The sequence below is a fragment of the Flavobacterium aquatile LMG 4008 = ATCC 11947 genome (assembly GCF_000757385.1).
GTDB lineage: Bacteria > Bacteroidota > Bacteroidia > Flavobacteriales > Flavobacteriaceae > Flavobacterium > Flavobacterium aquatile.
On record NZ_JRHH01000004.1, the window covers coordinates 381,711 to 407,387 of the forward strand.

The window sequence follows — 25,677 nt, forward strand, 5'->3', positions numbered from 1 at the left end:
AAATATGAAAATAGCAGTAATTGGTGGTGGTCCAGGCGGACTTTACTTCTCGATATTAACAAAAAAAGCAATGCCTCATTGTCAAATCGATGTTTACGAACGCAATAAATCAGATGACAGTTTTGGTTTTGGTGTAGTTTTTTCTGATGAAACTTTAGGCGAATTCTTAAAACGCGACATGCAATCCTATGAATTAATCCGAAGCAAATTCGCCTATTGGGATGACATTATCATCGCTCGTGATGGAGAAACAGTAAATATTGCCGGAAACGGATTTTGCGGTTGTTCTCGAAAAACATTATTACAATTATTACAACAACGCTGTACAGAAGAAGGCGTAAATCTTCATTTCGAACACAATGTAGATGATTTAAGCCAATTTGAAGATGCCGACATAATCATTGCTTCAGACGGAATTGGAAGTCAAATAAGAACGCAATTCGCATCAGAATTCGGAACTAAAATAGAACTTAAGAAAAACCGATTTGTTTGGTTAGGTTCAACAAAACCATTAGATGCTTTTACCTATTTTTTTAGAAATACAGAACACGGCTTAATAGTAGCACACTCCTATCAATACGAAGCCGGAATGAGTACATGGATTTTCGAATGTTCCGATGAAACTTGGCAAAAGTTTAATTTTGAAGTAACCAACGAAGCCGATACCATTGCTAAAATTTCAGAAATTTTCAAGGAAGAATTAGATGGTCATGGATTGATTTCAAATAAATCACATTGGCGTCAATTTCCACATGTAACAAATCAAAATTGGTTTCATAAAAATATAGTTTTACTTGGAGATTCTAAAGCTACAGCGCATTATTCTATCGGTTCGGGAACAAAATTAGCGATGGATTCAGCTATAGGTTTATTCGATGCAGTGATGGCAAATCCAAAAGATGTGCAAGCTGCTTTCCAACAGTATGATAAATCCCGAAGAAATACTGTCGAGATGATTCAATATGCGGCTTTAGTGTCGTTAGATTGGTTCGAAAACATGAACCGTCACAACCAACATCCGTTCTATCAATTTGCTTTCGGATGCATGACACGTGCCAAAAAAGTAACTTACGAGAATTTACGATTACGTGATAATTCATTTACTGATAAAGTTTTAAAAGAATATAATACCAATTGTCATTCTGAACTTGTTTCAGAATCTGAATCTCCTGCTGCTTTCTCCAAATTCAAATTAAGAGATTTAGAACTGCAAAACCGAATTGCCATGTCGTCCATGGGACAATATTCAGCAGAAAACGGAGTGGTAAACGACTGGCATTTTCAACATTACACTTCAAGAGCTCTTGGCGGATTGGGATTGATTTTAACCGAAATGACGGCTATTTCAGAAACTGGACGTATCACTTTAGGTTGCACAGGTATTTATAATGAAAATCAAATAGTTGAATGGAAAAAAATAACTAATTTTATTCATAATAATACATTTACAAAAATTGGAATTCAATTAGGACATTCAGGTCGAAAAGGCGCCACTAAAAAACCTTGGGAAGAAAATGATTTGGATGAAAAGTGGCAATTAATTTCGGCATCAGCAATTCCGTTTAATGAAAAATTTGCAATACCAGAAGAAATGACTTTATCCGATATGGATGAAATCACTTCTCAATTTGTTCAAGCAACAATAAACTCAGAAAAAGCTGGATTTGACATGATCGAACTACAAGCACATCACGGATTTTTATTAGCTTCTTTCCTATCGCCATTGACAAATGTTCGAACAGACGAATTTGGAGGAAGTATCGAAAACCGATTGAGATTTCCATTACGAGTTTTCACAGAAATGCGAAACGTTTTTCCAAAAGAAAAACCAATGTCAGTAAGAATCTCAGCAACAGATTGGGCAGAAAACGGAATTTCAGAAGATGATGTACTTACAATTGCAGCCGCTTTTAAAAATGCCGGAACCGATATTATTAATGTTTCGACAGGAAATACAGTTACCTATCAGAAACCGCAAACGGGCAGAATGTGGCAAACACCATTTTCAGATTTGGTTCGAAATACAGTTCAAGTTCCAACAATTACAGCAGGTTACATTCAAGACATCGATCAGATAAATACCATAATTTTAAACGGTCGCGCAGATATTGTGGCACTTGGAAGACCACTATTATTGGATCCGTATTTTGTTAGAAATGCTCAAGCCTATGAAAATTTTGAAGCAGACGATATTCCAAAGCAATACAAAATGGGAATTTCACATTTATATCCATTAAAAACTTCCGAAAGAAAGCAAGCTGACGGAATGAAAAAAGCGTTAAAACCAAAGAGTAATAAGAAATAGTCATGAAAAATTACGAAGACAATTTCGCTCACAATAGTTTACCTGAATTAGAATTTCTTCCGGAATATTCTTTTTTGGATTTACCTCAATTTCAACATCCAGAAATGCTGAATTGCGTCGATAAATTATTAGACAATCATATTAAGGAAGGTCGTGGAAACAACATTTGTATCCAAACTTTTACAGAAACTTGGACGTATCAAGATTTATATGAAAAAGCAAATCAAATTGCGCATGTTTTAATTGATGATTTAGGATTAAAATCAGGTAATCGCGTGTTGATACGTTCTGCCAATAACCCAATGATGGTTGCTTGTTGGTTTGCAATACTAAAAGCTGGTGGAATTGTTGTCGCCACAATGCCATTGCTTCGGGCAAAAGAATTAACCACCATAATTGATTGCGCCGAGATTTCTCACGCCTTTTGTGACAGCGAATTGTCGGAAGAAATGAATTTAGTAAAATCTGATTTTCTTAAAAAAGTTAGTTTCTACAGAAATTCTGATTTGGAAAAGTTAATGGAGACCAAGTCAAAAACATTCGTTAATTATCATTCCAAAGCCGATTCCATTTGCCTAATCGGATTCACTTCTGGTACAACTGGATTACCAAAAATGACATCGCATTATCACAAAGATATTTTAAATATTTGCGAAGCATTTCCTCAATATTCTTTACAACCCACTCAAAATGATGTTTTTACAGGAAGTCCGCCACTCGGATTCACTTTTGGTTTAGGCGGATTGGTTTTGTTTCCAATGTACTTTGGCGCATCCACTTTTTTAATAGAAAAACCAAGCCCAGATTTATTGTTAAAAGCAATTGAAGATTTTAAAATTACCATTTGTTTTACAGCTCCAACAGCTTGGAGAATCATAACAACTAAAGTCAACGATTACGATATTTCCAGCTTGCGCAAATGTATTTCTGCTGGTGAAACATTACCATTAAAGGTTTGGCAAGATTGGTACGATGCAACTGGACTAAAAATTATTGACGGAATTGGAGCAACCGAAATGTTACACATCTTCATTTCATCTAATGAAGAAAATATGAAACCCGGCGCAACCGGAAAAGCAATTACTGGTTACGAAGCTAAAATTATTGATGCAGACGGAAATGAAGTTCCAACAAATGAACCAGGAAGATTGGCCGTTCGCGGAATCACAGGTTGCAAATACTTAAACCGAATTGAAAAACAAAAAGAATACGTAGAAAACGGCTGGAATTTAACTGGAGATATTTTCCGACAAGATGAAGACGGCTATTTTTGGTTTGTGGCTCGTGGCGACGATATGATTATTTCTTCTGGATATAATATTGGTGCAATTGAAGTAGAATCCGTACTTTTAACCCACGAAGAAATTCTAGAATGTGCTGTTGTAGGTTTGCCCGATGAAGAACGTGGAATGTTAGTCTGCGCTCACATTGTCTTAAAAGATTATACTAAAGCTTCTAACGAATTAGCTAAAGATATACAACTATGGTTCAAAGAAGTAGCTGCACCATATAAATATCCAAGAGCAATAAATTTTGTTGAAGAATTACCAAAAACGGAAACAGGAAAAATACAACGATTTAAGTTGAAATAAGAATATAAATGAGAAAAGTATTCATAACATTCGCCATAACATCCTTGGCAATTATCGGAATTCTAACCTATATCAATTGGAAATTCAGTTTCCTGTTATTGATATTTATTCCCCTAATAATAATGGGTTTTTACGATATGTATCAATCCAAGAAAACCATTCGTAGAAATTTTCCCCTATTAGGAAGAATGCGTTATCTCCTTGAAGCTCTTGGACCTGGCGTTCGTCAGTATTTTATAGAAAGCGATACCGACGGAAAACCATTTACAAGATTACAACGAAGTTTGGTATATCAAAGAAGTAAAAAAGAAACCGATTCGATGCCTTTCGGAACACAACTCGATGTGTATCAAGATGGTTATGAATGGATTAATCACAGTATCAAAGCCATTTCATTTTCTAATGTAAACGAAAATCCTCGCGTTAGAATTGGTTCTTCTCAGTGTGAAAAACCGTATCAAGCGAGCTTATTTAACATTAGCGCAATGAGTTTTGGTTCACTTAGTAAAAACGCAATTATTGCATTAAACGCTGGAGCAAAACAAGGTGGATTTTATCACAATACTGGCGAAGGCGGACTTTCACCGTACCATTTACAAGGCGGAGATGTCGTTTGGAATATCGGAACTGGTTATTTCAGCTGTCGCAATGCCGATGGACGATTTGATTATGATGAGTTTGCAAAACGTGCTACGCAAGAGAATGTCAAAATGATTGAAATTAAATTCTCTCAAGGTGCAAAACCTGGTCATGGTGGTATTTTACCAAAAGAAAAAGTAACCGATGAAATTGCCAATATTCGCTTGGTTTCAAAAGGTCACGATATCATTTCTCCACCAACGCATTCGGCATTTAACAATCCGTTAGAATTAATGGAATTTGTTAAATTACTCCGAAAAGGTTCTGGCGGAAAACCTATCGGAATGAAAATCTGCATCGGAAACAAGTCCGAATTTCTATCCATTTGTAAAGCGATGGTTGCTACCAAAACCTATCTCGATTTCATCACTGTAGATGGTGGCGAAGGCGGAACTGGTGCGGCACCACAAGAATATTCAGATCACGTTGGAATGCCATTGCGCGATGCCGTAGCATTTGTTTACGACGCCTTAAACGGTTTTGCAATCAAAGACCAAATAAAAATCATTGCCAGCGGAAAAGTAATTACAGGATTTGACATCATCAGAAATTTATCCCTTGGAGCCGATTTATGTAATTCAGCACGCGGAATGATGTTTGCCTTGGGTTGCATTCAAGCATTAGAATGTCACGCAAACACTTGTCCAACCGGAGTTGCAACACAAGACCCAAGACTGACAAAAGGTTTAGTTCCCGAAGAAAAAAGCATTCGTGTGGCACGTTTCCAGCACGAAACCGTAAAATCAGCAATGGATTTAATGGCATCAGCAGGAATCGATCATCCAGACAAAGTCGATCGTTCTGTGGTAAGTACACGAATCAATTTAGGCAAAACACAAACATTTGAAGAAACCTATCCAGAGATAAAAACCGGCTCACTATTAGATGGAAGTACCGTTTCTAACAGCCTTTTTAAAGATTGGAAAAGAGCAAGTGTCGAGAGTTTTTAGTTTTTTTTAGGAGCTATTTCCAGCTTTACACTCCAATCTTTTCTTTTTTTAAAGAAAAAAAAGAAAAGGATTTCGTTGCAATCTGGGCTAAGCTTATCAGCAATGGTAAGTGACTAATTTAAAATCTGTGATAATCAGTAAAGTTCTGTGACAAAACAAAATCGTATAAAATCAAATTCGTAATTCATAATTAGTAATTAAAAATGAACCAACCTTTTATAAAACAAGAAAAAATTCGTTTCCAGCATGTAGATTACGCCGGAATTGTATTCTATCCAAGATTTCTAGAAATGCTCAATTGTCTGGTCGAAGATTGGTTTGATGAAGCGCTCGACCGACCTTTTTCAAAAATGCACGAAACCAACGGAATTCCAACCGTGGATTTAAAAGTACAATTCAAAAAAGCAGCACGATTAGGAGAAATCCTAACCAAAAAACTATGGGTTAAAAATCTCGGCTCTGCTTCCATCCTATGCGGATTTAAATTTGAAGACGAAGAAGGAAAAACCTGTCTTGAAGGAGAAGTAACCTTAGTTAACGTGGCCTTTCAAGAAAATAAAAATGATATTAAAGCCGAACCGTTTAATGAGGAAATGAAAAATAGAATCTTAAAATATTTAATATGATTTTATTAAAAAAAATAGTTTTAGCATCAATTTTAATAACTAGTCAATTGATGTTTTCACAATTAGAAGACTTAGAACGCGCTAAAAATTTCAATAAATGTGAATTAACTTATACCGATGGACATAAAGTAGATGGTTATATAGCGTATTTTCTTGAAAATACTTCAGGTGATTATGAAGACCTTTATGCATCATCATTTGAAAGATTTTTAAATTTAGATGATAATAGTTTTGAATTTAAAGCAAACGTTTCCGATTTACCAAAGACTATTACTCAAAAGAATCTATCTATGATCACGGTTTTTTACGATAAAAACTATTATATGTCCTACAGATTAATGAATATTAGAAAATTAGATAGTGATGGTAAATTAATAACATCTACCAAAAAAGCATGGTTACCCATTATAAAAGAAGACATTATAAGTTTATATCAGAAAAACTTTTATGAAGATACCTTTAAATACAGTAGAAAGTCTAAAGACTATATTTTGAAGAAAAGAAAAAAACTTATTACTTTAACCTATTTAAGTAATCAAAAACAAGATATAGCATTTGAAATTTATGATCTTGAAAAATTTCGAATATCCATGCCCAAATATAATGATAAATATGTAGCAAAAGTTTTCCAATATATATTTCAAGATTGTAGTGATTTTGTTAAAACAATAATTAAAAATGGTAAATGGGAACATTCACAATTTGATAAATCAACAATAGATTATGATTCATTAATTGATGAAGCAAAAAAATCAACATTAGATGAATTTGAAAAATATTACACTATTGATACTTTATATTTAAAAAAAGAATCGGAACCTTTTTTAAATTTAATAGAATCTTATAAAAAAAATTGCAATTAACTATGGAATTCAAAAAATTCAAAGCAGCCGCTGTACAAACATCACCAGTTTTTCTAAACGTAGAAAAAACTATTGATAAAGCCGTATCCTTCGTAAAAGAAGCCACATCCAACGGAGCCAATCTAATTGCTTTTCCAGAAGTATTTGTTGCTGGTTATCCGTATTGGAATTGGATTATGACGCCAGTTCAAGGAAGCAAATGGTATGAAGAATTGTATAAATCTTCTGTAAAAGTTACCGATGAATCAATGAAACCGTTATTTCAAGCGGCAAAAGACCACAATTGCCATATTGTAATCGGAATCAACGAACGCGGAGACAGTTACGGTGAAATTTACAACACCAATTTAATCATTGACAACAACGGAAACCTAATAGGAAAACACCGAAAACTAGTTCCAACTTGGGCAGAAAAACTAACTTGGACTTCTGGCGACGGTTCGTCCTTAAAAGTTTATGATACAGAAATTGGTCCAATAGGAACATTAGCTTGTGGAGAAAACACCAATACATTAGCGCGTTTCACCTTACTTTCTCAAGGCGAATTAATTCATATTGCCAACTACATTTCGCTTCCAGTTGCACCACCAGATTACGATATGGCAGAAGCAATCAAAATTAGAGCAGCCGCACATTCATTCGAAGGAAAATTGTTCACAATCGTTTCGTGTTCTACAATTTCACAGGAAATTAAAGATGCCTTGCGAAATGATGTTCCAAATGTAGATGAATTACTAACACGTAAAAATTCCGCTTTTTCGGGAATTATTGGTCCGAATGGCGCAGTTGTTGGCGAACCATTAATCGACGACGAAGGAATTGTGTACGCCGATATCGATTTGCAGAAATGCATCCAACCAAAACAAATGCACGACATTCTCGGACATTACAATAGATTTGATATTTTTGATTTGCGGGTAAACATCGCTCCAACCCGAAAAATCACGTTTATTGATAATCATGAGGATTTTAATAAGAGATAGAATAATGCCACAGATTTAAAAGATTTTCACAGATTATAAAAATCCTTTTTATCTTTTAAATCAATGGCAAAATAATAAATTACATATGAACGAAAATCATTCAGACGATCAAATAGGCAGAGCAAGGGTTCACGACACACCCGAACTCGAAGCTTACTATAAAGAATTAGAAACTCTCGGAGCTGGCGCATTATGGACAGTTGCCAACGATATAGAACCTTGGGAACCAAGAAGTTCATCGGTTCCAATGCTTTGGAAATACGACGATTTACGCGAATTAGTCCTGAAATCTTCTGAGTTAGTTACGCCGGAACAAGCAGGAAGACGCGTTGTTTATTTGGTAAACGACAAACGAAAAGACGTTTCTGCAGCTGTTGGTTGGTTGTACACCGGAATTCAGGTTACACGTCCAGGCGAAAGCACATCGGCGCACAAACACAAAGCATCGGCATTGCGCTTCATCATGGAAGGCGAAGGCGGTTACACAGTGGTTGATGGAAACAAAATCACATTTGAAGTTAACGATTTCGTAATTACACCAAACTCAACATGGCACGAACACGGCGTTGACGCAAATGGAAAAACTTGCATCTGGCAGGACGGATTGGATATTCCTTTAGTAAATGCACTTGAAGCAAATGACTATGCAGTTTATGACGGAAAGCAACCATTAGATTTTCCAGTGAATTATTCACCAATAACCTATGGAACTTCGGGATTTATTCCAGCAGATAAAGTTTGGGACAAACCCTATTCACCATTATTCAAATATTCGTGGAAAACCGTTTATCCATCATTGTTGGAAGCTGTAAAAGTGAATGAAATTAATCCGTTTGACGGAATTTTGATGCACTATTCTAATCCGTTAACTGGCGGACACGTGATGCAAACTATGGGCGCATCAATGCAATTATTACCCGCCAATTTTAAAGGAAAAGCGCACAAACACACAGGTTCATTCGTGTATCAATGTGCAAAAGGTCATGGTTATTCAATCATCAACGGAAAACGATTTGACTGGAAAGAACGCGATATTTTCTGCGTTCCATCTTGGGCTTGGCACGAACACCACAATTTATCAGAAACCGAAGATGCGTGCTTGTTTTCATTCAATGATTTACCTGTTATTGAAAAATTAGGATTGTATCAATCAAGAGAATTGGAAGGAAATAACGGAAATCAGTTAATTTAAAAATAAATTTTAGAAAACAATTAAACAAAACAAAATGAAAAAAATACCATTATTTGGAATTTTTATTGCAGTAGTCTTTATTATTTTAGGAATAAATCTTATTTCAAAAGAGGATGAATTTACTGTGATTGTTGGTTATGCAACTATCATTTTCTTTTCTGGATTAATCATTTTTGCAATTATCAAACTACTATCAAATAGAAATAAAACATAATGAAACTACTTACCTACAAAACACAAGACACCGAACCAAGATTAGGCTTCATCCATAATAATCAAGTGATTGATATGGAGGATTTTGGAGAGATATCCAATTTTCCGTTACCAGACAACATGCTTGATTTAATCGATTTGGGATTTGAATTAGTCGAAGAACTAAACGATATGATTGCCGATACAGATGCCGAATTATTTGAAGAAATAGCCTATGACATGGACGAAGTAACGTTCCTAGCTCCTATTCCAAAACCAAGAAAAAACATCATCGGAATTGGATTGAACTATACTGAACATGTTGCTGAAAGTGCTCGAACATTAGACACAACAGGAAAGTTACCTCAAAAACCTATCATTTTCTCAAAACCACCAACAACAGTTACGGCCACAAATACCGATATTATCAAAAACACCAAACTAACCGAACAATTGGATTGGGAAGTGGAATTGGCAGTTGTAATTGGCAAGAAAGGAAAATATGTTACTAAGGAAGATGCCATGGATTACGTTTTTGGTTATACAGTCATAAATGATATTTCAGCGCGTGATTGTCGTCGTGAAGGACAATGGATCGTGTCAAAAGGACAAGATACTTTTGCACCAATGGGGCCAATTTTGGTTACCAAAGACGAAATTGAAAATCCGCACAACTTGAATTTATCATTAAAAGTAAACGGCGTTGAAAAACAAAATTCAAACACCAAGTTCCTACTTTTCAACATCAATGATTTGATAGAAGATTTAAGTACAGTTTTCACATTAGAACCTGGCGATATCATTGCAACCGGAACTCCATCAGGTGTTGGTGCAGGAAGAAATCCTCAAGAATGGATGTACGATGGCGATGTAGTTGAAGCAACTGTTGAAGGAATTGGAACGATCGTGAATACGGTAAAAGAGATATAGAAATTATTACACAAAGTTTCACAAAGTAAGCGCAAAGTCGCACAACATTTTGTGAAACTCCGTGAAACCTTTGTGAATCTTAGTGAAATAAAATATACTAAAAATGAAATACAGAATAGGACAAATAGTTCCATCAAGTAATGTAACGATGGAAACCGAAATACCAGCAATTTTTCGTTCACGTGAAACCATTTTGCCAGAACGTTTTACCTTCCATTCGAGTAGAATGCGAATGAAAAAAGTAACCAAAGAAGAACTTGAAGCCATGGATGCCATGAGTTTGAAATGTGCTCAAGAACTTTCTGACGCGCATGTTGATGTTATGGGTTATGCTTGTTTGGTTGCCATTATGAGCATGGGAAGAGGTTATCATTGCGTATCGGAAGTAAATTTGCATCAGGAAACTGTGGCTAATGACTTTCCTACTCCAATTGTAACTTCTGCCGGAGCTTTAATTAACGGATTGAAGGTTTTAGGTGCGAAACAAATTTCGATAATTACACCTTACATGCGACCATTAACCGATATGGTTGTAGATTATATCGAACATCAAGGCATTAAAGTAAAAGAAAGTATTGCTTTGGAAATTCCTGATAATTTAGAAGTTGCTGCTCAAAATCCGTTGAATTTATTGGAAATATACAAGCAATTGGATTTGACTGATGTTGATGTTTTAGTAGTTTCTGCTTGTGTTCAGATGCCATCATTGGAAGCAATTGATTTAATTCAGGCAGAATGTGGAATTCCTGTTACATCTGCCGCAGTTTGCACTACCTTTGAAATGATGAAGAAACTCGGCATCGAAACCAAATCGGCAATCGGTGGAGAACTTCTAAACGGTAAATACTAAATATCATGGAATGGAACGTAATTGACGGAAAACTAGTAAACAATTTTAAGTTTAAAACACAAACTGAATTAGCACAATTTCTATTAAAAGTAGCCAATTACGCCGATGAAATCAACCATCATCCTGATTGTAAAATTCATAAAGCATTTCAACTCGAAATCACTTTATACAGTCACGATAAAAATAAAATAACCGATCTAGATCATCAACTAGCTCAAAAAATTGACACTTTACTTTAATTAAAAAAGAAAATCTATGAAGAACTTAATCGCATTAATCGGTGCATTTTTTGCAGCAAAGAATACAAAATTTGGATGTTTTGGAACTATTATTGTTTTTATTGTTGTTTATTGGTTAATCAAAAAAGTTTTGTAGTACTACGTACAATATCTATTTTATCTTATAATTTATGGTAATAAAAAAACTACTTTGCTTCTTTTTTCTGACCTCTTTTTTTGCAAATGCGCAACATGCTGTAAACTCAAAAGATTTAGTTGAATACATAAATCCTTTGATGGGAACAGCCAGTAGTTACGATTTAAGTAACGGAAATACCTATCCAACAATTGGTTTGCCGTGGGGAATGAACGCTTGGACGCCACAAACCGGAAACAATGGAAATGGTTGGCAATATACCTACGATGCTAAGAAAATAAGAGGATTCAAACAAACGCATCAACCTTCACCTTGGATGAATGATTACGGACAATTTTCATTGATGCCAATTGTTAGAAAAGGAACTGTCGATGAAGAAGATCAAGCCAGTTGGTTCAGTCATAAATCGGAAATTGCGAAGCCTTACTACTACTCTGTTTATTTGGCCGATCATGATGTAACAACTGAAATTACTCCAACAGAAAGAGCAGCTTTTTTTCACTTTACTTTTCCGAAAACCGATAGTGCTTTTGTAGTTATTGATGCTTTTGACAGAGGTTCGTACATCAAAATTATCCCAGAAGAAAACAAAATTATTGGCTACAGTACCCGTTATGCACGTGGAAAATTAAGCAATTTCAAAAATTACTTTGTTATTGTATTTGACAAACCTTTTAAAGCTTCAGCTCTTTATAATGACAAAACGAAACTGAAAGAACTCGAATTATCAGGTTCGCACATGTCTGCTTTAATCAACTTTGATTGTAACAATTCTAAGGAAATTGTTGGAGCTCGAGTTGCTTCATCTTTTATAAGTTTTGAGCAAGCAGAAATCAATTTGAAAGAAATTGGAGATGATACTTTCCTAACCGTAAAACAAAAAGCCAAAGATACCTGGAACAAAACACTTGGACGAATTCAAGTTGAAAGTGGAACGGAAGAACAAATTAGAACTTTTTACTCAACTTTTTATCGCACGCTATTTTTTCCGATGAAAATGTATGAAATTGATGCTTCGAATAAAATCATTCATTATAGTCCGTATTCAGGAAAAGTAATGCCAGGTTATCGATTTGCAGGAACTGGTTTTTGGGATACATTTAGAGCATTATATCCATTTCTAAATTTGATGTATCCTTCTATCAATAAAGAAATGCAACAAGGATTATTGAACGATTATCTAGAAGGTGGTTGGTTACCCGAATGGAGCAGCCCATCGTACAGCGATATTATGATTGGAAATAATTCTGCTTCAGTAGTTTCCGATGCTTATATCAAAGGTCTTCGAGGTTATGATATTAATAAATTATACGAAGCCTTAGTGCATGGCGCCAATAATGAAGGTCCGCAAGCTACTGGAAGAAAAGGTGTGGAATATTATAACAAACTAGGTTATGTTCCTTATGATGTTGGTATCAATGAAAATGCGGCTAGAACTCTAGAATATGCCTACGATGATTTCACCATTAGCCGATTGGCAAAAGCTTTAAACAGACCGCAAGAAGAAATCGATTTGTATGAAAAACGAAGTATGAATTACACACATCTTTTCGATTCTGAAACCAATTTAATGCGTGGAAAAAATAAAGATGGAAGTTTCCACAAACCGTTTAATCCTTTTAAATGGGGTGACGAATTTACCGAAGGAAACAGTTGGCATTACACTTGGAGTGTTTTTCACGACATCGCTGGTTTGTCAAAATTAATGGGCGGAAACAAAAAATTTGTTTCTATGTTAGATTCCGTTTTTACTATGCCACCAGTTTTTGACAATAGTTATTATGGTGAGACGATTCACGAAATTAGAGAAATGCAAATTGCCAATATGGGTCAATATGCTCATGGAAATCAACCTATTCAGCACATGATTTATTTGTATAATTATGCTGGTGAACCTTGGAAAACGCAATATTGGGTTAGAGAGGTTATGAATAGATTATACAAACCAACTCCAGACGGTTATTGTGGTGATGAAGATAACGGTCAAACTTCTGCTTGGTATGTGTTTTCTGCTTTAGGTTTCTATCCAGTTTGTCCTGCTACTAATGAATACGTTTTGGGAACTCCTTTGTTTAAGAAAGTTACGCTTACTTTAGAAAACGGAAAACAATTTGTGATTACAGCGCCAAATAATAATTTGCAAAACATCTACATCCAAAAAGTAGATTTGAATGGTAAAGAACATTTAAATAACTGGATTAGCCATGAAACGATTTTAAACGGAGGAACTTTTAATTTCAAAATGTCAGATACTCCAAATAAAAAAAGAGGAACGACAGAAAGTTCTTTCCCTTTTTCACTATCCACCACTTCTAAATAGATACTAAAAAAATATAAAAAATGCGAACCAATACTGATTCGCATTTTTTATTTATGCTAATTTAGTAGTGAAATAAATCTTCGGTTCGGCTTTTAATAAAGTTGGTGTTGCAGCAAAAAAATCTTTTACATACTGTTGTGAATTATGTCTGTCAAATATGTCCTTATTTTCCCAAACTTCATGCAAAATAAACGCTTGTGGATTTTCAATATTTTGATGCAAATCATATTGTATACAACCTGCTTCTTCTCTACTTTTGACCACTAAACCTTCAAATAATTCTTTTAGTTTTTCAGTAAATTCCTCCTTAGATTCAAGTAGTACGGTTATATTTATTGTCATAATTAGTTTAAAAATAAGTTAGTTAAGTGTTTTTTGTACTGCTCCAAATCTCTCGGTACATCAGCATTTTTTTCAATATCATGAAAGTGCATACTTGGCAACGATGTCATTCCTGTAAAAGCATTCATTCGGTGAAAACCAAATAACGGTCCATCATCAACACTAGTTTCATTAAAGAATTCTCCTGGCAATGTAAACGCTTCTTTTGGTGCATTCCACGAAGTGGTTAAAAGGTATTTTCTACCGTGAAGCATTCCTCCTGTTCCATAGTTTATAGCTGGATTTTTGGACGATCTTCCATCACTGTGATAAATTCCTTTGTCGTGTCCTTCTGTGAAAACTATATCAATGTATTTCTTAAAACCGTGTGGCAATTGAAACCACCAAATTGGTGTGTGATAAATAACCACATCTGCCCAAACGTATTTTTCAACTTCTTCTGCAGGATTGTACTCATCGTTTACATCGGTTGTTTTTACTTCAAAATTGCTGTTGTTTTTAAAAAATTCTAATGTTTCTTTAGCAATTGTTTCATTGAATTTTCCACCTGAATGACCAAACTTTTGTCCGCCATTGATTATAAATATTTTTGTCATATTCTTATACTTTAATTTGATGTCACAAATTTACGACCAGCATTTGTATTATTAAAATAACTTAATTCATACCTTTGTATCAGAATTATAATAGTTAATTATGGTAAATTTAGAATGGTATCGTACTTTTAAAGCCGTTTACAAAACCGGAACACTAACTGGTGCTGCCGAAGTACTGTTTATTTCGCAACCTGGCGTGAGTTTGCACTTAAGTTCTCTTGAAAATTATGTTGGGTACAAATTATTTGATCGAACTGGAAGAAAAATGGTGCCAACAGAGAAAGGAAAAGTTTTGTATAATTTTACAATAGAAGCTTTAAGCAAATTAGAAGAAGCCGAACAAAACTTCCAACGAAGTACCGAAAAACATACACCAACGATAAGCATCGGAATGTGTTTTGAAACTTTTCAAATTACTCTAGAACAGTACATTTCAACCTTGCCATTTAATGTAATAATTCAATTTGGAGAATATCCGTTGATGGTTGAAAATCTTGAAAAAGGAATTTTAGATTTGATAATTACACCACAAATGGTTTCGAAAAATACTATCGAATACCAACCTTTTTCATCAGAAACCATTGTACTTGTTGGTGGAAATGAAATCGACAAATCAGAATTTGAAACCATAGAAAATAACAACAATCTTGAAGCAACTGAAAACTGGTTAAAGCAACAAAAATGGTACGGAACCACTGGCGATATGGAACATTTACGTCGCTTTTGGCAATTGAATTTTAATAAATACGCCGATTTTCGTCCGAATTATATTGTGCCTAATTTGAATTCTATTGTACGTTGCTTAAGCAGCGGAAAAGGTCTTGCCGTTGTTCCTGATTTTCTGTGTCGAAAAGAAATCGACAACCATCAGATTCAACTCATCTGGAAAGGAAAAGTGCCGTTGGTAAACACTTTATATTTTGCCACACGAAAGAAAACTTTGTATGTCGATGAAATTGATTTGATAAAGAAAATATTTTTAGAAGTAATGTAAATCTTTTACAAACTACTTTTTATCCAACATCAATTCTTTAATGTATTTCACTGGTGCGCTTCCGTAACTCAGGAACGTTTCATGGAATTTCTTTAAATCGAATTGATCGCCGTCTTTCTTTTTAAGTGTTTCTCTAAATTCGTAAATCTCTGTATAACCTGTAAAATAGGAACACAATTGCACCTGAGATAACGTAGCTCGTTTCCATTTGCCATCGGCTTCGGCTTGTTGTTGAAAGGCTTCATTGGTTAGCAAACTAATCGCTTCCTCTTTAGACATATCTTTGGTGTGAACACTATAATCCAAAATTGTATTGCAAGTCGTTCTTAAATTCCATTTGTAATACATCAACCACATTTCGTCTGAATTCTTGTAACCACTTTCTAGCATCATTCGTTCGGTGTAAACCGCCCAACCTTCGACCATTGCGCCATTTCCTAAAATAGATTTGATAATACTTGGCGATTGATTGCTGTAAACCAACTGCGTGTAATGTCCAGGAACTGCTTCGTGAATGTTTAAAATCTGCAAAATATAATCGTTGTATTCTCTCAAATAACTTTCAGAACGTTCGGCATCCCAACCCGACATACTTCCTACATTGTAATACGTATTGGCATTTTTGTCATAAGGTCCAGGCGAAGAAATAGACGCACCAGCAACACCAGCCATATAATCGGGTTCTTTGCGCACAACTAATGGTTTTGATGGATCTATATAAAGCAAGTTTTTCGCTTTTACATAAGCCGTTAGTTCGGGAATTTGCTTTTCTATTTCCGATTGGAATTTATCTGGCGAGGTATGTTGTAACGAGATTTTATCAATAACTTGTCGGATAACTTGTAATTTATCAGTTGGTTTTGGAGCCGAACCCATGTATTTTGACCACAATTTATCGGCTAAAACAAACATTTTTTCATGCAATTCTTTCTTATGATTGATGGCTTTTTGATAAATTTCATCGGCAGAATAACTCGACTGAATGTCGAAATCAAATTTCTTTGCATACAATTCTTTTCCTAATCGAAATGATTTTGGTGTTTTGTTTTCTAATTTTTGCAACCAATCAGCATAACTTTTAATTGCTGCAACCGATTTTTGTGCTTTACTTAAAATAGCCGTTTTCTCCGATTCCGATAATTTACTTTTGTCTAAGGAGGCTTTTAAATCGGATTCAAATACTGAAATACCACCTAAATTTTGATCTATTGCTAATTGCGTATGCTCAATTGTTGGATTTTTAATATTCGCTTTTGCAGCTTCATAATACGCCGGAATGTTATCCATTTTAGTACCAAAATTCTTTAATCTGGTTTCTAAAGTGTCGTAACTTCCGTTTAATATTTCAGCGAAAGCACCGCAAACATTATATTCAGAAGGATTCCAAGTATCTGATTTTAATTCGTTTATTGAAAAAACTGTTCCTTCTGCATAATTCTTAATCATGTAGAAATCCGTTTTATTATTATCCGATAAATTATCTATCGAATAGGTTTCCAACGAATCTAAATTAGCTTGAACAAAATCTACTAATTTCTTAGAATACTCGGCATTTGGAACAACCAAAACGCTATCGTATTTATGAAATCCTACATTGGAAGCCCAACCCGGATTCAGTTTCCACAAATTGTCAACAAAATTCTTCTTGTAACTTTCAAAATCAGCATCGGTTTTAACACGTTCTTCTTTCTTGCAAGAAGCAAATAAAACTACAAGACTTAAAGCAATTATTTTTTTCATGGAAATTGATTTATAAATTAGTAACCTTGATATTAACTTTGTTTTTCATCGATTTTAATCATTACACTTCCACTAATAATATCGTGAATAGTTCTGCTTTTTGGATTTAAAAAAACTGATATAAATGAAAACCAACCAAGTATAATTTTGAGAAAATACCTAATTATAGCTTGAAAGATTGAAATACGTTCATTTTCATTAGATTGTTTTCGTACTCTAATACCCATTTTATGATTTCCAAAAGTAGCGCCATAAGCAGTACATACTGGTTCATACATAAGCAAAGAGAAGAATAAAGTTATCCTTACCCAATTGGGAACATTTTCAAATGAATTAAGTAAGTCAGAAAAAAACATCATACATACTATGACAATAATTGAATCAATTAATGTTGATTTAATTCTGTCTAAAATTGAAGGATAATTTTCGTTCATAACTGCTTTTTAATTCAAAGGTAATTTCAACAAATCAATTTTCAACTGCAAATGATTGGACAAAATTTGAAACGGACTCAATTCTTGCAGTTCTTTATCCGATGTAGCAAAATCGATTAGATCATTCACCTTTTCAGTAACTTCCGAAAGTTTCAACGCTGCTTCAACCACTTTTTTCTGTGCAATTAAATCAATTACTTCTTGGTATTTAATCTTCAATTCTCCTATTGCAGTTGCATCCATCTCGATTTACTTTTACTTTACTTCGCCTCTTTTCTACCTCTTTGAATTTCTTCAAATGTACTGCATTTTACGATTTCTTCTTCGTCAAAAATCTGCATTGGTAAATGTATGAAATCTACTTCAGATAAATCTTCTTTCAGATAAAATGCAATATCTTCTAGATTATAAAACCACTCTTTATCATATTTTACTTTATGAATGGTGGCGTCTTCCAATAATAATTTTTCAATTAAAGGTTTCATTATGATGCATTAGTAATTATACTTTTCTCGAATATAAAACGGTTCTCGATAAATTTTTTGTTCCGTTGCTCTCCACAAAAAACACTCGAACTTACGAACTCTCGATTTAGGTTATTTTTTTTAGCCACTGATTCAAAGATTAAAAAGATTCTTCCTTTGTGTTGCTTTGTGTCTCTTTGCGTTTCTTTGTGTAATTTTTTTTTGCGCTTTGTGGTTAAATAGTAGAATCTAATACGCCAACAACTCCTTCAATACTTCTTCAAATCTAACTTTAGGCAAATATTGATCTTCCAACGATTTCACAAACGGAATCGGACTTTCCAAACTTCCAACACGTTTTACTGGTGCGTCAAGGTATTGGAACGCATTCTCCATAATAAACGATGAGATGTCACTAGAAACTCCACCAAAAATAGTATCTTCTTGCAAAATAATACATCTTCCTGTTTTCTTAACCGATGCCAAAATCGCTTCGGTATCCATTGGAACTAATGTTCTTAAATCGATTAAATCGGCTTTTATTTCTGGATTTTTATTCAAAGTTTCTAAAGCCCAATGTACACCAGCTCCAAACGAAATTACAGTAACATCATTTCCTTCTTTAATCAACGACGCTTTTCCAAACGGAATGGTGTAATAATCTTTAGGCACATCTTGATAAACCGAACGATACAATTGTTTGTGCTCAAAGAACATCACCGGATTTGGATCGTTAATCGCAGTATTCAAAAGTCCTTTTACATCATAAGGAAACGCTGGATAAACTACCTTCAAACCTGGTGTTTTGGTAAACCAAGCTTCATTAGTTTGCGAGTGAAATGGTCCAGCTTGTGTACCACCACCGCAAGGCATTCTTACTACTACGTCGGCTTTTTCGTTCCAACGGTAATGTTGTTTAGCCAATAAATTCACAATTGGGTTGAATCCTGTAGAAACGAAATCGGCAAACTGCATTTCTACAATCGCTTTGTGTCCGTTAATCGATAATCCCATTCCGGCAGAAACTACGGCGCTTTCGCAAATGGGTGTATTTCTAACACGTTCTTTTCCGAACTGTGCTACAAAACCTTCTGTAATTTTGAACGCACCACCATATTCGGCAATGTCTTGTCCCATAATTACCAAATTATCGTGACGTTCCATCGACTGACGCAACGCATGAGAAATAGCATCCACCACACGAATATTTTCTACTTCGCTTGAAGGGTTAACTTCCTCAAATTGATACGGTTTGTACACATCATTTAATTCTTCGCTTAAATCAGCAATAATATCTGGTTCGGCTTGTGTAATTGCCCAATGTTCGTCTATTTCTGCTTTTATTTTGGCTTTAAATTCGGTGTCCAATTCTTCCGAAAGTACGCCAACAGCTACCAAATAATCTTTATAATTCGCAATCGGATCTTTAATTGCCCACATATCCATCAACTCTTGCGGAACGTATTTGGTGCCACTCGCCTCTTCGTGACCGCGCATTCTAAAGGTTTTAAATTCCAATAAAACAGGTCTCGGATTTACGGCTAACGAAGCTTTCAATTCGGCTATTTTGGTATAAACGTCTAAGATGTTATTTCCGTCGATGATGTGGCTTTCCATTCCGTAACCTGCGCCTTTATCGGCAAGGTTTTCACAACGGTATTGCTCGTTGGTTGGCGTTGATAATCCGTAACCGTTGTTTTCGATAACGAATAAAACAGGTAAATCCCAAACAGCAGCAATGTTCAACGCTTCGTGAAAATCACCTTCAGACGTTGCGCCTTCACCAGTAAAAACGGCGGTTACTTTACCGTTTTGTTTTAGTTTGTTTGCCAATGCAATTCCGTCGGCAACACCTAATTGCGGACCAAGATGCGAGATCATTCCGATGATGTGGAACTCTTGCGTACCAAAGTGAAAACTTCTGTCGCGACCTTTTGTGAATCCGGTTTTTTTACCTTGCCATTGCGAGAACAAACGGTGCAACGGAATGTCACGACCGGTGAAAACACCCAAGTTTCTATGCATTGGTAAAATGTATTCGTCTTGGTCTAAAGCGGCAGTGATTCCCACAGAAATGGCTTCTTGACCAATTCCAGAAAACCATTTGGATACTTTTCCTTGACGCAGAAGAATAAGCATTTTCTCTTCTATAAGTCTTGGTTTTAGTAGTCTTTTATATAAATCTAATAATTGGATATTGGATAATTCTTTTCTATCGAAGTTCATTGCGTGTATTTTAAGCCTTGCAAAAATATAAAAAAGAGCATGGTTTCTCCTATTATTTTTGCGGAATTCTTTATGAATTTATTTGTTTTCCGTGAATTGTATAAAATGGGATGCGGATGGCACGGTTTAGTTTGGGACGCGGATGAAACGGATGCTAAGCAGCGCGGATTGAAGCGGATTTTTTTATGTGCTTTGTGGTTAAATGTTGGGACGCGGATGGCACGGTTTAGTTTGGGACGCGGATGGCACGGTTTTTTCTGGGACGCGGATGAAACGGATGCTAAGCAGCGCGGATTGAAGCGGATTATTTTATGTGCTTTGTGGTTAAATGTTGGGACGCGGATGGCACGGTTTAGTTTGGGACGCGGATGAAACGGATGCTAAGCAGCGCGGATTGAAGCGGTTTTTTTATGTGCTTTGTGGTTAAATTTTGGGACGCAGATTAAACGGATTAAACGGATTTAGCGCTGATTTTTTTCTTTGTGTGCTTTGTGCATTCTTTGTGCACTTTGTGGTTAAAAACGACAACTTTGTTATTTATAAGATAAACGCTGTAAAGCCTTGTATTTAGTGCTATTTTACTCTAAAAACCCATAAATTGCGTGAACGGTTTTGACTGGTCTTGACTGGTTTTGACTGGTTTTGACCGGTCTTGACTTGTTTGACCGTTTTTTTAGGGGTTTTGTTACTATCTTGTTCGTATGTTGTTCTACTGCGCTTCGCTAAAAGGGCACTTTTGTCGAACAACTGTAGAACAAAGGCAAACTAAAACCCAAAAATCACTACAAAAAAACCTTCTTACTAATCATACCCAAACTAAGTACTGCTTTTACATACACTACACACACTATGTACGCTTTATCTATGCTTTATCCATGCCTTTGCTACTACGAATTAATGTTGCCTTACAACAAACATTTTTAATAACCTTTTTGACAACCGTAAACTAACCATACCCGACTCATGTGTGACGTATGTACGACGTATGTACGACGTATGTACGACGTATGTATGACGTATGTATGACGTATGTATGACGTAAGTACGGAGTAAGTATTTTAAAAAATGCCAAATAATGCAATTGCCTTACAACAAACTTTTTTAATAACCTTACGGAAAACCGTAAACGAACTATGAAAATTTGGTAATAACTTTGTTGAAAATCAGGTAGTTTTACTTGGTTTTTAATAGGAATAATTTTATATGTTTGTGTTGTAGCAAAATTGATTTGCATCACATCACTAGTTTAATTTGTTTAGATATTTGGTAATTTATCGCTGACATCAATAAGTTAGCAGTAATTTACTCTTCGCAACAAAAGATCAAATAAACAAACCTAGTTAATTAACTGAAAATATATAACTTAAACTAAATTTTTTACTTAAACTTAATAATTTTTAAAAAATATGGACAACGAAATAAATAATAATAAAGAACAAAAGCTTCCAAAAAAAGCTAAAGTAAATAATCCAGCTAATTCATCTCCACCGCAACCAAATAATTCAAAACAAGATACAAATCTACCTCCACCTTCAACAATATCTAAAATAGCAGATCCAATAAAATCAAATGTTCCACCGCCTCCACCTCCGCAAATATTGAAAACTCAATTTGCTGTTCCTGAACATTTAAGGAATACACAAAGAACAATTTCACAATTGAGGAATTTAGGTATACATTCAGATGAACAATTTGAGTTTGACGATTTTGGAAATGTTAGAATAATAAGCGATGTTAATTTTGCCAGAAAGTCTTGGTCATCTTTTGCAAGTCCAAATATTGATAATCAAATGAAATTATTGGAAGAAATAACTGAGCTGAAGAAAAAACTAACAACAACTACAAAACAGCTAAATGATAAAGAAGAAGATAAACAGAGAGTTATCAAGGATTTAGATCAGCTAACTTCTGAGCTTCAAGCAAAAGAAAAAATCAATCATATTTTGCCGAGGATAAACGAAGAAGCACAAACAAAAATACTGGAATGTCAAGATTTCGCAAAACTTTTTGAAAATGCAAAAAGCTGTGATGCAGTTGTTGTATCCATTGATATAAGACGCTCTACTGAGTTGATGCTAAAAGCTAGAAAGCCAGAATTATTTTCTAAATTTATTACTGAATTAAGTAGAAAACTTTCAAATATAATAATTTCAAATTATGGAATTTTTGACAAATTTACTGGTGATGGAATCTTAGCTTTCTTTCCAAAATTTTATAGTGGTGAAGAAGCTATCATTCGAGCTTTAAAAGCAGCCGAAGATTGTCATAAAATTTTTGACGAACATTATCATGATTCTAAAGGTTGTTTCAATGTTTTTATCAATGATGTCGGATTAGGAATTGGCATAGATTATGGTACAGTAACTTTAGTTAATACAAGCAATGAACTAACAGTAGTAGGAATTCCTGTGGTTTATGCATGCCGTATGTCTGGTGCAAATGCCGGAGATACAATTCTTAATCAACCTGCTAAAGAAGAAATTGAAAGGTTAAGAGCTACACAGGTAAAATTCATAGAAACAACTTTACATATTAAAAACGAAGGAACAGCGGAAGTATATAAAGTAGATGTGAATCCAAGTGTATTTACGGCTGTACAAGAACCAAATTGGAAAATTGTAACACAAGAGAATGAAATACAAGAATCAGAATAGCCGTTATTAAAAACTACTTCTAAAAGTGGTTTCGAGAAATGGCCAGGTATGGGATTTATCAGAAATGGAAAAAGTTTTTAATTTAAAGTTTTTGTTATATTTGTAAATACTTGGTCTTGGTTCATCGCCACTTCATGAAGCCGCAGAACGTTTTTTGCCATTTTCGAGCAACAGAAAACCAAAAAGAATAGACAAAAAAATAAAATAGATGGATAAAATAATTACTCGACCTCAAAAGTTTACAGAATTTTTCGGCTTAAAAATAGAACAGGATGAACTTAATTTTTTAGATATTTATGCACATCAAGATATTGCGCTTTTTTTAGACCCATTTGGAATTTCAGCAATGGGAACAAAATGGTCTAAAGAATGTGAAAATCAAATTGCAACTTATTTTCAATATTTGCTTGATAGTATCAAAGTTGGAGATAAGCAAACAATAAAAAAACTTTTAAGTGCTTTGCACGAAGTAAATGAAGTTGCACTTGGTTACTCTCAAAATGGTTCAACAGGCAGGGGTATTGGTCCAAAACAAGCTAAGGAAATTCAATCTGCTTTCGAAACTAGTCAAGCCGCAATTTCAGGAGACATAAAGGATATAGCAGATTGTGCTTTATTAATTCCAGGAATAAACAGAGACAAAATTTCAGATATAACATCAAATATTTTAAAAAAGCAGTTAATTGAATTTACAAAAGAACAATGTGATTTATATTCAATTCCTACAAAACGCGTTGCGATATCTGCGTTTGACTTTGAAATTTTAAATTTTAAAAGTTATTTTGACTATTTGCCAATCGTAAACGGAAAACCAAAAATTCTTTTACCAATAACAAGTGTAAGACAAGACCCAGAATTAAGTAAAGACAAATATTATAGAAATTTTGTTCTTGAATTTTTAAGAGCAGAACATTCACACGCTGGCGATTCACTTGCTTCAGTTTTAAAAAATGGAACAATAAAAGTTACAATTGCTGATTTAAAGAAAACATATCCAATGGGAACAGATTTTCTATATGATTTTACAAAAAAGAATCCAAAAATATTAGAAAAATATAAAGAGGAACTAAGAAGAACTGCACTTAAAGGAGAAAAAGCAAAACTTGAGCCTAAAAGAAGAATATTATCCGCAGATGAAAGAATTGAAATTTTAAAAAAAATTGAAACAGGAACAAAAGAAGCAACAAATTTTCATAAAATTACTTTTGATAATTTAATTGAAATTTTTGGAAATCGCCTTTACGATCCAAAAGGTGAAGTGAAAATTAATGACGGAAGAAAAAGAATTGATATAGTTTTTAATAATAACGAAAAAGGTTTTTTTCATCAACTAAATAATTTAAACAAAATTCATTGTCCAAAAATATTTGTTGAGTGTAAAAATTATGGAAAAGAATTAGGAAATCCAGAAATTGACCAATTGCAAACTAGATTTAGTAAACAAAGAGGAATGTTTGGAATTCTACTTTGCAGAACAATCGAAAATAAAGCAAAAATGATTCAACGATGTAAAGATGTTTTACATGATAGAGAAGGATACATAATTGTATTAGAAGATAAAGATATTGAGCAACTATTAAAATTAAAAGAGAAAAATGAAGAAACTAAAATTGACCAATTTATGAATCAAAAATTGGATGAAATAATAATGTAAAAAAACAGCGTACAAAAGTGATAATCAATATTGCTATTACGTTTCTGAAATTATCGTAAATCCTAATCCTTTTTTTTATTTTACAAATCTTCAACTTCTCCAAGACGCAACAAGTTAACAGCAAGCTATTTAAAAAAAATTATATATGAAGATTTTTTTTTTATTTTTCACTTTATTTTGTTCAAGTTACTTTTATGCTCAAAGTGGTGTTGACCAAATAATAGCCGACTTAAATAACAATTTAAGAATGTATAATGCTAATCCACAACTTACCAAAGTTTTCATTAATAGAAATGAAAATATTTTAGATATTCTCAATTATCAAATACCATTAGAAGATGTGAAAGTATACTATGAAGTTGACGAAAGAATCTTTAATGGTGTAAAAATTGTTGGTAATGTGTCATTTAAATGCGAAGATAGTTGTATAAAAGAAAATGACTATGATTTTATTAAGGGCGTTGCATTCGCATTCAAATCTAAAGATGGAGCATATAAGTTTATAGATTTAATATACAAACTGAAAAAATTACTATTAATAGAGTGAGCAAACCAAATAGTGAAGATTTGATATTCGTTCTAACAAACTAAACCAATAAAAAAATCCGCCCAAATCCGCGTTGCTATTCATCCGTTTCATCCGCGTTCCAAAAAATCCAACAATCCAACAATCCAATAATCCCAACAACAATTGTTAACAACTTCCACTCCTCCAAACTAAAAAATTCTTACATTTGTAGTTATAACGGAGTTTAC

The 25,677-nt window shown here is 34.2% G+C and carries 24 protein-coding genes; 17 read left to right on the forward strand and 7 right to left on the reverse strand.

Annotated elements, in window-relative coordinates:
- The first annotated feature begins 4 nt into the window (after positions 1–4).
- The 12 genes from LG45_RS11585 (at position 5) to LG45_RS11640 (ending at position 13,817) form a co-directional block, all read left to right on the forward strand.
- Positions 5–2,305 carry an oxidoreductase gene (locus LG45_RS11585; protein WP_035127362.1) on the forward strand — a complete coding sequence of 767 codons (2,301 nt, stop codon included), beginning with the start codon at positions 5–7 and terminating at the stop codon, positions 2,303–2,305.
- Positions 2,306–2,307: 2 nt separating this feature from the next.
- A complete protein-coding gene (locus LG45_RS11590) occupies positions 2,308–3,897 on the forward strand; it encodes an AMP-binding protein (protein WP_035127364.1) in 1,590 nt (529 codons plus the stop codon).
- 8 nt (positions 3,898–3,905) lie between these two features.
- Complete coding sequence (locus LG45_RS11595) at positions 3,906–5,486, forward strand: FMN-binding glutamate synthase family protein (protein WP_035127366.1); 1,581 nt, start codon at positions 3,906–3,908, stop codon at positions 5,484–5,486.
- A gap of 203 nt (positions 5,487–5,689) precedes the next feature.
- Positions 5,690–6,112, forward strand: coding sequence for an acyl-CoA thioesterase (locus LG45_RS16145; protein WP_052087573.1), 423 nt, complete (start codon positions 5,690–5,692; stop codon positions 6,110–6,112).
- Entirely contained in the window at positions 6,109–6,975 is an 867-nt protein-coding gene (locus LG45_RS11605) for a hypothetical protein (RefSeq protein WP_035127368.1), read from the forward strand. Before LG45_RS16145 ends, LG45_RS11605 begins: the two co-directional genes overlap by 4 nt.
- Positions 6,976–6,977: 2 nt before the next feature.
- Entirely contained in the window at positions 6,978–7,958 is a 981-nt protein-coding gene (locus LG45_RS11610; RefSeq protein WP_035127370.1) for a carbon-nitrogen hydrolase family protein, read from the forward strand.
- A gap of 85 nt (positions 7,959–8,043) precedes the next feature.
- Positions 8,044–9,150 carry a cupin domain-containing protein gene (locus LG45_RS11615; RefSeq protein ID WP_035127372.1) on the forward strand — a complete coding sequence of 369 codons (1,107 nt, stop codon included), beginning with the start codon at positions 8,044–8,046 and terminating at the stop codon, positions 9,148–9,150.
- 34 nt (positions 9,151–9,184) lie between these two features.
- The gene (locus tag LG45_RS11620) at positions 9,185–9,364 is read left to right on the forward strand and encodes a hypothetical protein (RefSeq protein WP_035127374.1); all 180 of its coding nucleotides are present in this window, start codon (positions 9,185–9,187) and stop codon (positions 9,362–9,364) included.
- Positions 9,364–10,272: a fumarylacetoacetate hydrolase family protein gene (locus LG45_RS11625; RefSeq protein ID WP_035127376.1), complete on the forward strand. Its 909-nt coding sequence runs from the start codon at positions 9,364–9,366 to the stop codon at positions 10,270–10,272. Before LG45_RS11620 ends, LG45_RS11625 begins: the two co-directional genes overlap by 1 nt.
- A gap of 103 nt (positions 10,273–10,375) precedes the next feature.
- A complete protein-coding gene (locus LG45_RS11630) occupies positions 10,376–11,122 on the forward strand; it encodes a maleate cis-trans isomerase family protein (protein ID WP_035127377.1) in 747 nt (248 codons plus the stop codon).
- 5 nt (positions 11,123–11,127) lie between these two features.
- Positions 11,128–11,361, forward strand: a complete 234-nt coding sequence (locus LG45_RS11635) for a 4a-hydroxytetrahydrobiopterin dehydratase (RefSeq protein WP_035127379.1) — start codon at positions 11,128–11,130, stop codon at positions 11,359–11,361.
- A 170-nt stretch (positions 11,362–11,531) separates the two neighbouring features.
- On the forward strand, positions 11,532–13,817 hold the full coding sequence (locus LG45_RS11640) for a GH92 family glycosyl hydrolase (RefSeq protein WP_035127381.1): 2,286 nt from the start codon (positions 11,532–11,534) through the stop codon (positions 13,815–13,817).
- A 51-nt stretch (positions 13,818–13,868) separates the two neighbouring features.
- Here the strand turns inward: LG45_RS11640 and LG45_RS11645 are convergent, their stop codons facing one another.
- On the reverse strand, positions 13,869–14,159 hold the full coding sequence (locus LG45_RS11645; protein WP_035127382.1) for a putative quinol monooxygenase: 291 nt from the start codon (positions 14,157–14,159) through the stop codon (positions 13,869–13,871).
- A gap of 2 nt (positions 14,160–14,161) precedes the next feature.
- A complete protein-coding gene (locus LG45_RS11650) occupies positions 14,162–14,755 on the reverse strand; it encodes an NAD(P)H-dependent oxidoreductase (RefSeq protein ID WP_035127385.1) in 594 nt (197 codons plus the stop codon).
- 100 nt (positions 14,756–14,855) lie between these two features.
- Between LG45_RS11650 and LG45_RS11655 the strand changes: the two genes are divergently transcribed.
- Positions 14,856–15,749 (forward strand): LysR family transcriptional regulator, encoded by an 894-nt coding sequence (locus LG45_RS11655; RefSeq protein WP_035127387.1) that lies wholly within the window; start codon positions 14,856–14,858, stop codon positions 15,747–15,749.
- Between the two features lie 12 nt (positions 15,750–15,761).
- On the opposite strand, the gene LG45_RS11660 is transcribed toward LG45_RS11655, so the two are convergent.
- The 5 genes from LG45_RS11660 to LG45_RS11680 form a co-directional block, all read right to left on the reverse strand.
- On the reverse strand, positions 15,762–17,489 hold the full coding sequence (locus LG45_RS11660; protein WP_035127389.1) for a DUF885 domain-containing protein: 1,728 nt from the start codon (positions 17,487–17,489) through the stop codon (positions 15,762–15,764).
- A 32-nt stretch (positions 17,490–17,521) separates the two neighbouring features.
- Complete coding sequence (locus LG45_RS11665) at positions 17,522–17,923, reverse strand: RDD family protein (protein ID WP_035127391.1); 402 nt, start codon at positions 17,921–17,923, stop codon at positions 17,522–17,524.
- A 9-nt stretch (positions 17,924–17,932) separates the two neighbouring features.
- A complete protein-coding gene (locus LG45_RS11670; RefSeq protein WP_035127393.1) occupies positions 17,933–18,166 on the reverse strand; it encodes a hypothetical protein in 234 nt (77 codons plus the stop codon).
- A gap of 17 nt (positions 18,167–18,183) precedes the next feature.
- A complete protein-coding gene (locus LG45_RS11675) occupies positions 18,184–18,408 on the reverse strand; it encodes a hypothetical protein (protein ID WP_035127395.1) in 225 nt (74 codons plus the stop codon).
- A gap of 228 nt (positions 18,409–18,636) precedes the next feature.
- A complete protein-coding gene (locus LG45_RS11680; protein WP_035127397.1) occupies positions 18,637–20,613 on the reverse strand; it encodes an alpha-ketoacid dehydrogenase subunit alpha/beta in 1,977 nt (658 codons plus the stop codon).
- 39 nt (positions 20,614–20,652) lie between these two features.
- Between LG45_RS11680 and LG45_RS11685 the strand changes: the two genes are divergently transcribed.
- The 4 genes from LG45_RS11685 (at position 20,653) to LG45_RS11700 (ending at position 25,468) form a co-directional block, all read left to right on the forward strand.
- Positions 20,653–20,985 carry a hypothetical protein gene (locus LG45_RS11685; RefSeq protein WP_035127405.1) on the forward strand — a complete coding sequence of 111 codons (333 nt, stop codon included), beginning with the start codon at positions 20,653–20,655 and terminating at the stop codon, positions 20,983–20,985.
- A gap of 1,034 nt (positions 20,986–22,019) precedes the next feature.
- Positions 22,020–23,267, forward strand: a complete 1,248-nt coding sequence (locus tag LG45_RS11690; RefSeq protein WP_052087574.1) for an adenylate/guanylate cyclase domain-containing protein — start codon at positions 22,020–22,022, stop codon at positions 23,265–23,267.
- A 208-nt stretch (positions 23,268–23,475) separates the two neighbouring features.
- Positions 23,476–24,921: a hypothetical protein gene (locus tag LG45_RS11695; RefSeq protein ID WP_035127407.1), complete on the forward strand. Its 1,446-nt coding sequence runs from the start codon at positions 23,476–23,478 to the stop codon at positions 24,919–24,921.
- Between the two features lie 145 nt (positions 24,922–25,066).
- On the forward strand, positions 25,067–25,468 hold the full coding sequence (locus tag LG45_RS11700; protein ID WP_035127409.1) for a hypothetical protein: 402 nt from the start codon (positions 25,067–25,069) through the stop codon (positions 25,466–25,468).
- The last annotated feature ends 209 nt before the right edge of the window (positions 25,469–25,677 follow it).

Coding starts and splice junctions, on each gene's coding strand:
- LG45_RS11630 (WP_035127377.1), top strand. CDS start 10,376: ATGAAATACAGAATAGGACAAATAGTTCCATCAAGTAATGTAACGATG.
- LG45_RS11610 (WP_035127370.1), top strand. CDS start 6,978: ATGGAATTCAAAAAATTCAAAGCAGCCGCTGTACAAACATCACCAGTT.
- LG45_RS11640 (WP_035127381.1), top strand. CDS start 11,532: ATGGTAATAAAAAAACTACTTTGCTTCTTTTTTCTGACCTCTTTTTTT.
- LG45_RS11665 (WP_035127391.1), bottom strand. CDS start 17,923: ATGAACGAAAATTATCCTTCAATTTTAGACAGAATTAAATCAACATTA.
- LG45_RS11685 (WP_035127405.1), top strand. CDS start 20,653: ATGGTTTCTCCTATTATTTTTGCGGAATTCTTTATGAATTTATTTGTT.
- LG45_RS11655 (WP_035127387.1), top strand. CDS start 14,856: ATGGTAAATTTAGAATGGTATCGTACTTTTAAAGCCGTTTACAAAACC.
- LG45_RS11670 (WP_035127393.1), bottom strand. CDS start 18,166: ATGGATGCAACTGCAATAGGAGAATTGAAGATTAAATACCAAGAAGTA.
- LG45_RS11595 (WP_035127366.1), top strand. CDS start 3,906: ATGAGAAAAGTATTCATAACATTCGCCATAACATCCTTGGCAATTATC.
- LG45_RS11700 (WP_035127409.1), top strand. CDS start 25,067: ATGAAGATTTTTTTTTTATTTTTCACTTTATTTTGTTCAAGTTACTTT.
- LG45_RS11590 (WP_035127364.1), top strand. CDS start 2,308: ATGAAAAATTACGAAGACAATTTCGCTCACAATAGTTTACCTGAATTA.
- LG45_RS11675 (WP_035127395.1), bottom strand. CDS start 18,408: ATGAAACCTTTAATTGAAAAATTATTATTGGAAGACGCCACCATTCAT.
- LG45_RS11615 (WP_035127372.1), top strand. CDS start 8,044: ATGAACGAAAATCATTCAGACGATCAAATAGGCAGAGCAAGGGTTCAC.
- LG45_RS11635 (WP_035127379.1), top strand. CDS start 11,128: ATGGAATGGAACGTAATTGACGGAAAACTAGTAAACAATTTTAAGTTT.
- LG45_RS11645 (WP_035127382.1), bottom strand. CDS start 14,159: ATGACAATAAATATAACCGTACTACTTGAATCTAAGGAGGAATTTACT.
- LG45_RS16145 (WP_052087573.1), top strand. CDS start 5,690: ATGAACCAACCTTTTATAAAACAAGAAAAAATTCGTTTCCAGCATGTA.
- LG45_RS11690 (WP_052087574.1), top strand. CDS start 22,020: ATGGACAACGAAATAAATAATAATAAAGAACAAAAGCTTCCAAAAAAA.
- LG45_RS11605 (WP_035127368.1), top strand. CDS start 6,109: ATGATTTTATTAAAAAAAATAGTTTTAGCATCAATTTTAATAACTAGT.
- LG45_RS11585 (WP_035127362.1), top strand. CDS start 5: ATGAAAATAGCAGTAATTGGTGGTGGTCCAGGCGGACTTTACTTCTCG.
- LG45_RS11695 (WP_035127407.1), top strand. CDS start 23,476: ATGGATAAAATAATTACTCGACCTCAAAAGTTTACAGAATTTTTCGGC.
- LG45_RS11680 (WP_035127397.1), bottom strand. CDS start 20,613: ATGAACTTCGATAGAAAAGAATTATCCAATATCCAATTATTAGATTTA.
- LG45_RS11625 (WP_035127376.1), top strand. CDS start 9,364: ATGAAACTACTTACCTACAAAACACAAGACACCGAACCAAGATTAGGC.
- LG45_RS11650 (WP_035127385.1), bottom strand. CDS start 14,755: ATGACAAAAATATTTATAATCAATGGCGGACAAAAGTTTGGTCATTCA.
- LG45_RS11620 (WP_035127374.1), top strand. CDS start 9,185: ATGAAAAAAATACCATTATTTGGAATTTTTATTGCAGTAGTCTTTATT.
- LG45_RS11660 (WP_035127389.1), bottom strand. CDS start 17,489: ATGAAAAAAATAATTGCTTTAAGTCTTGTAGTTTTATTTGCTTCTTGC.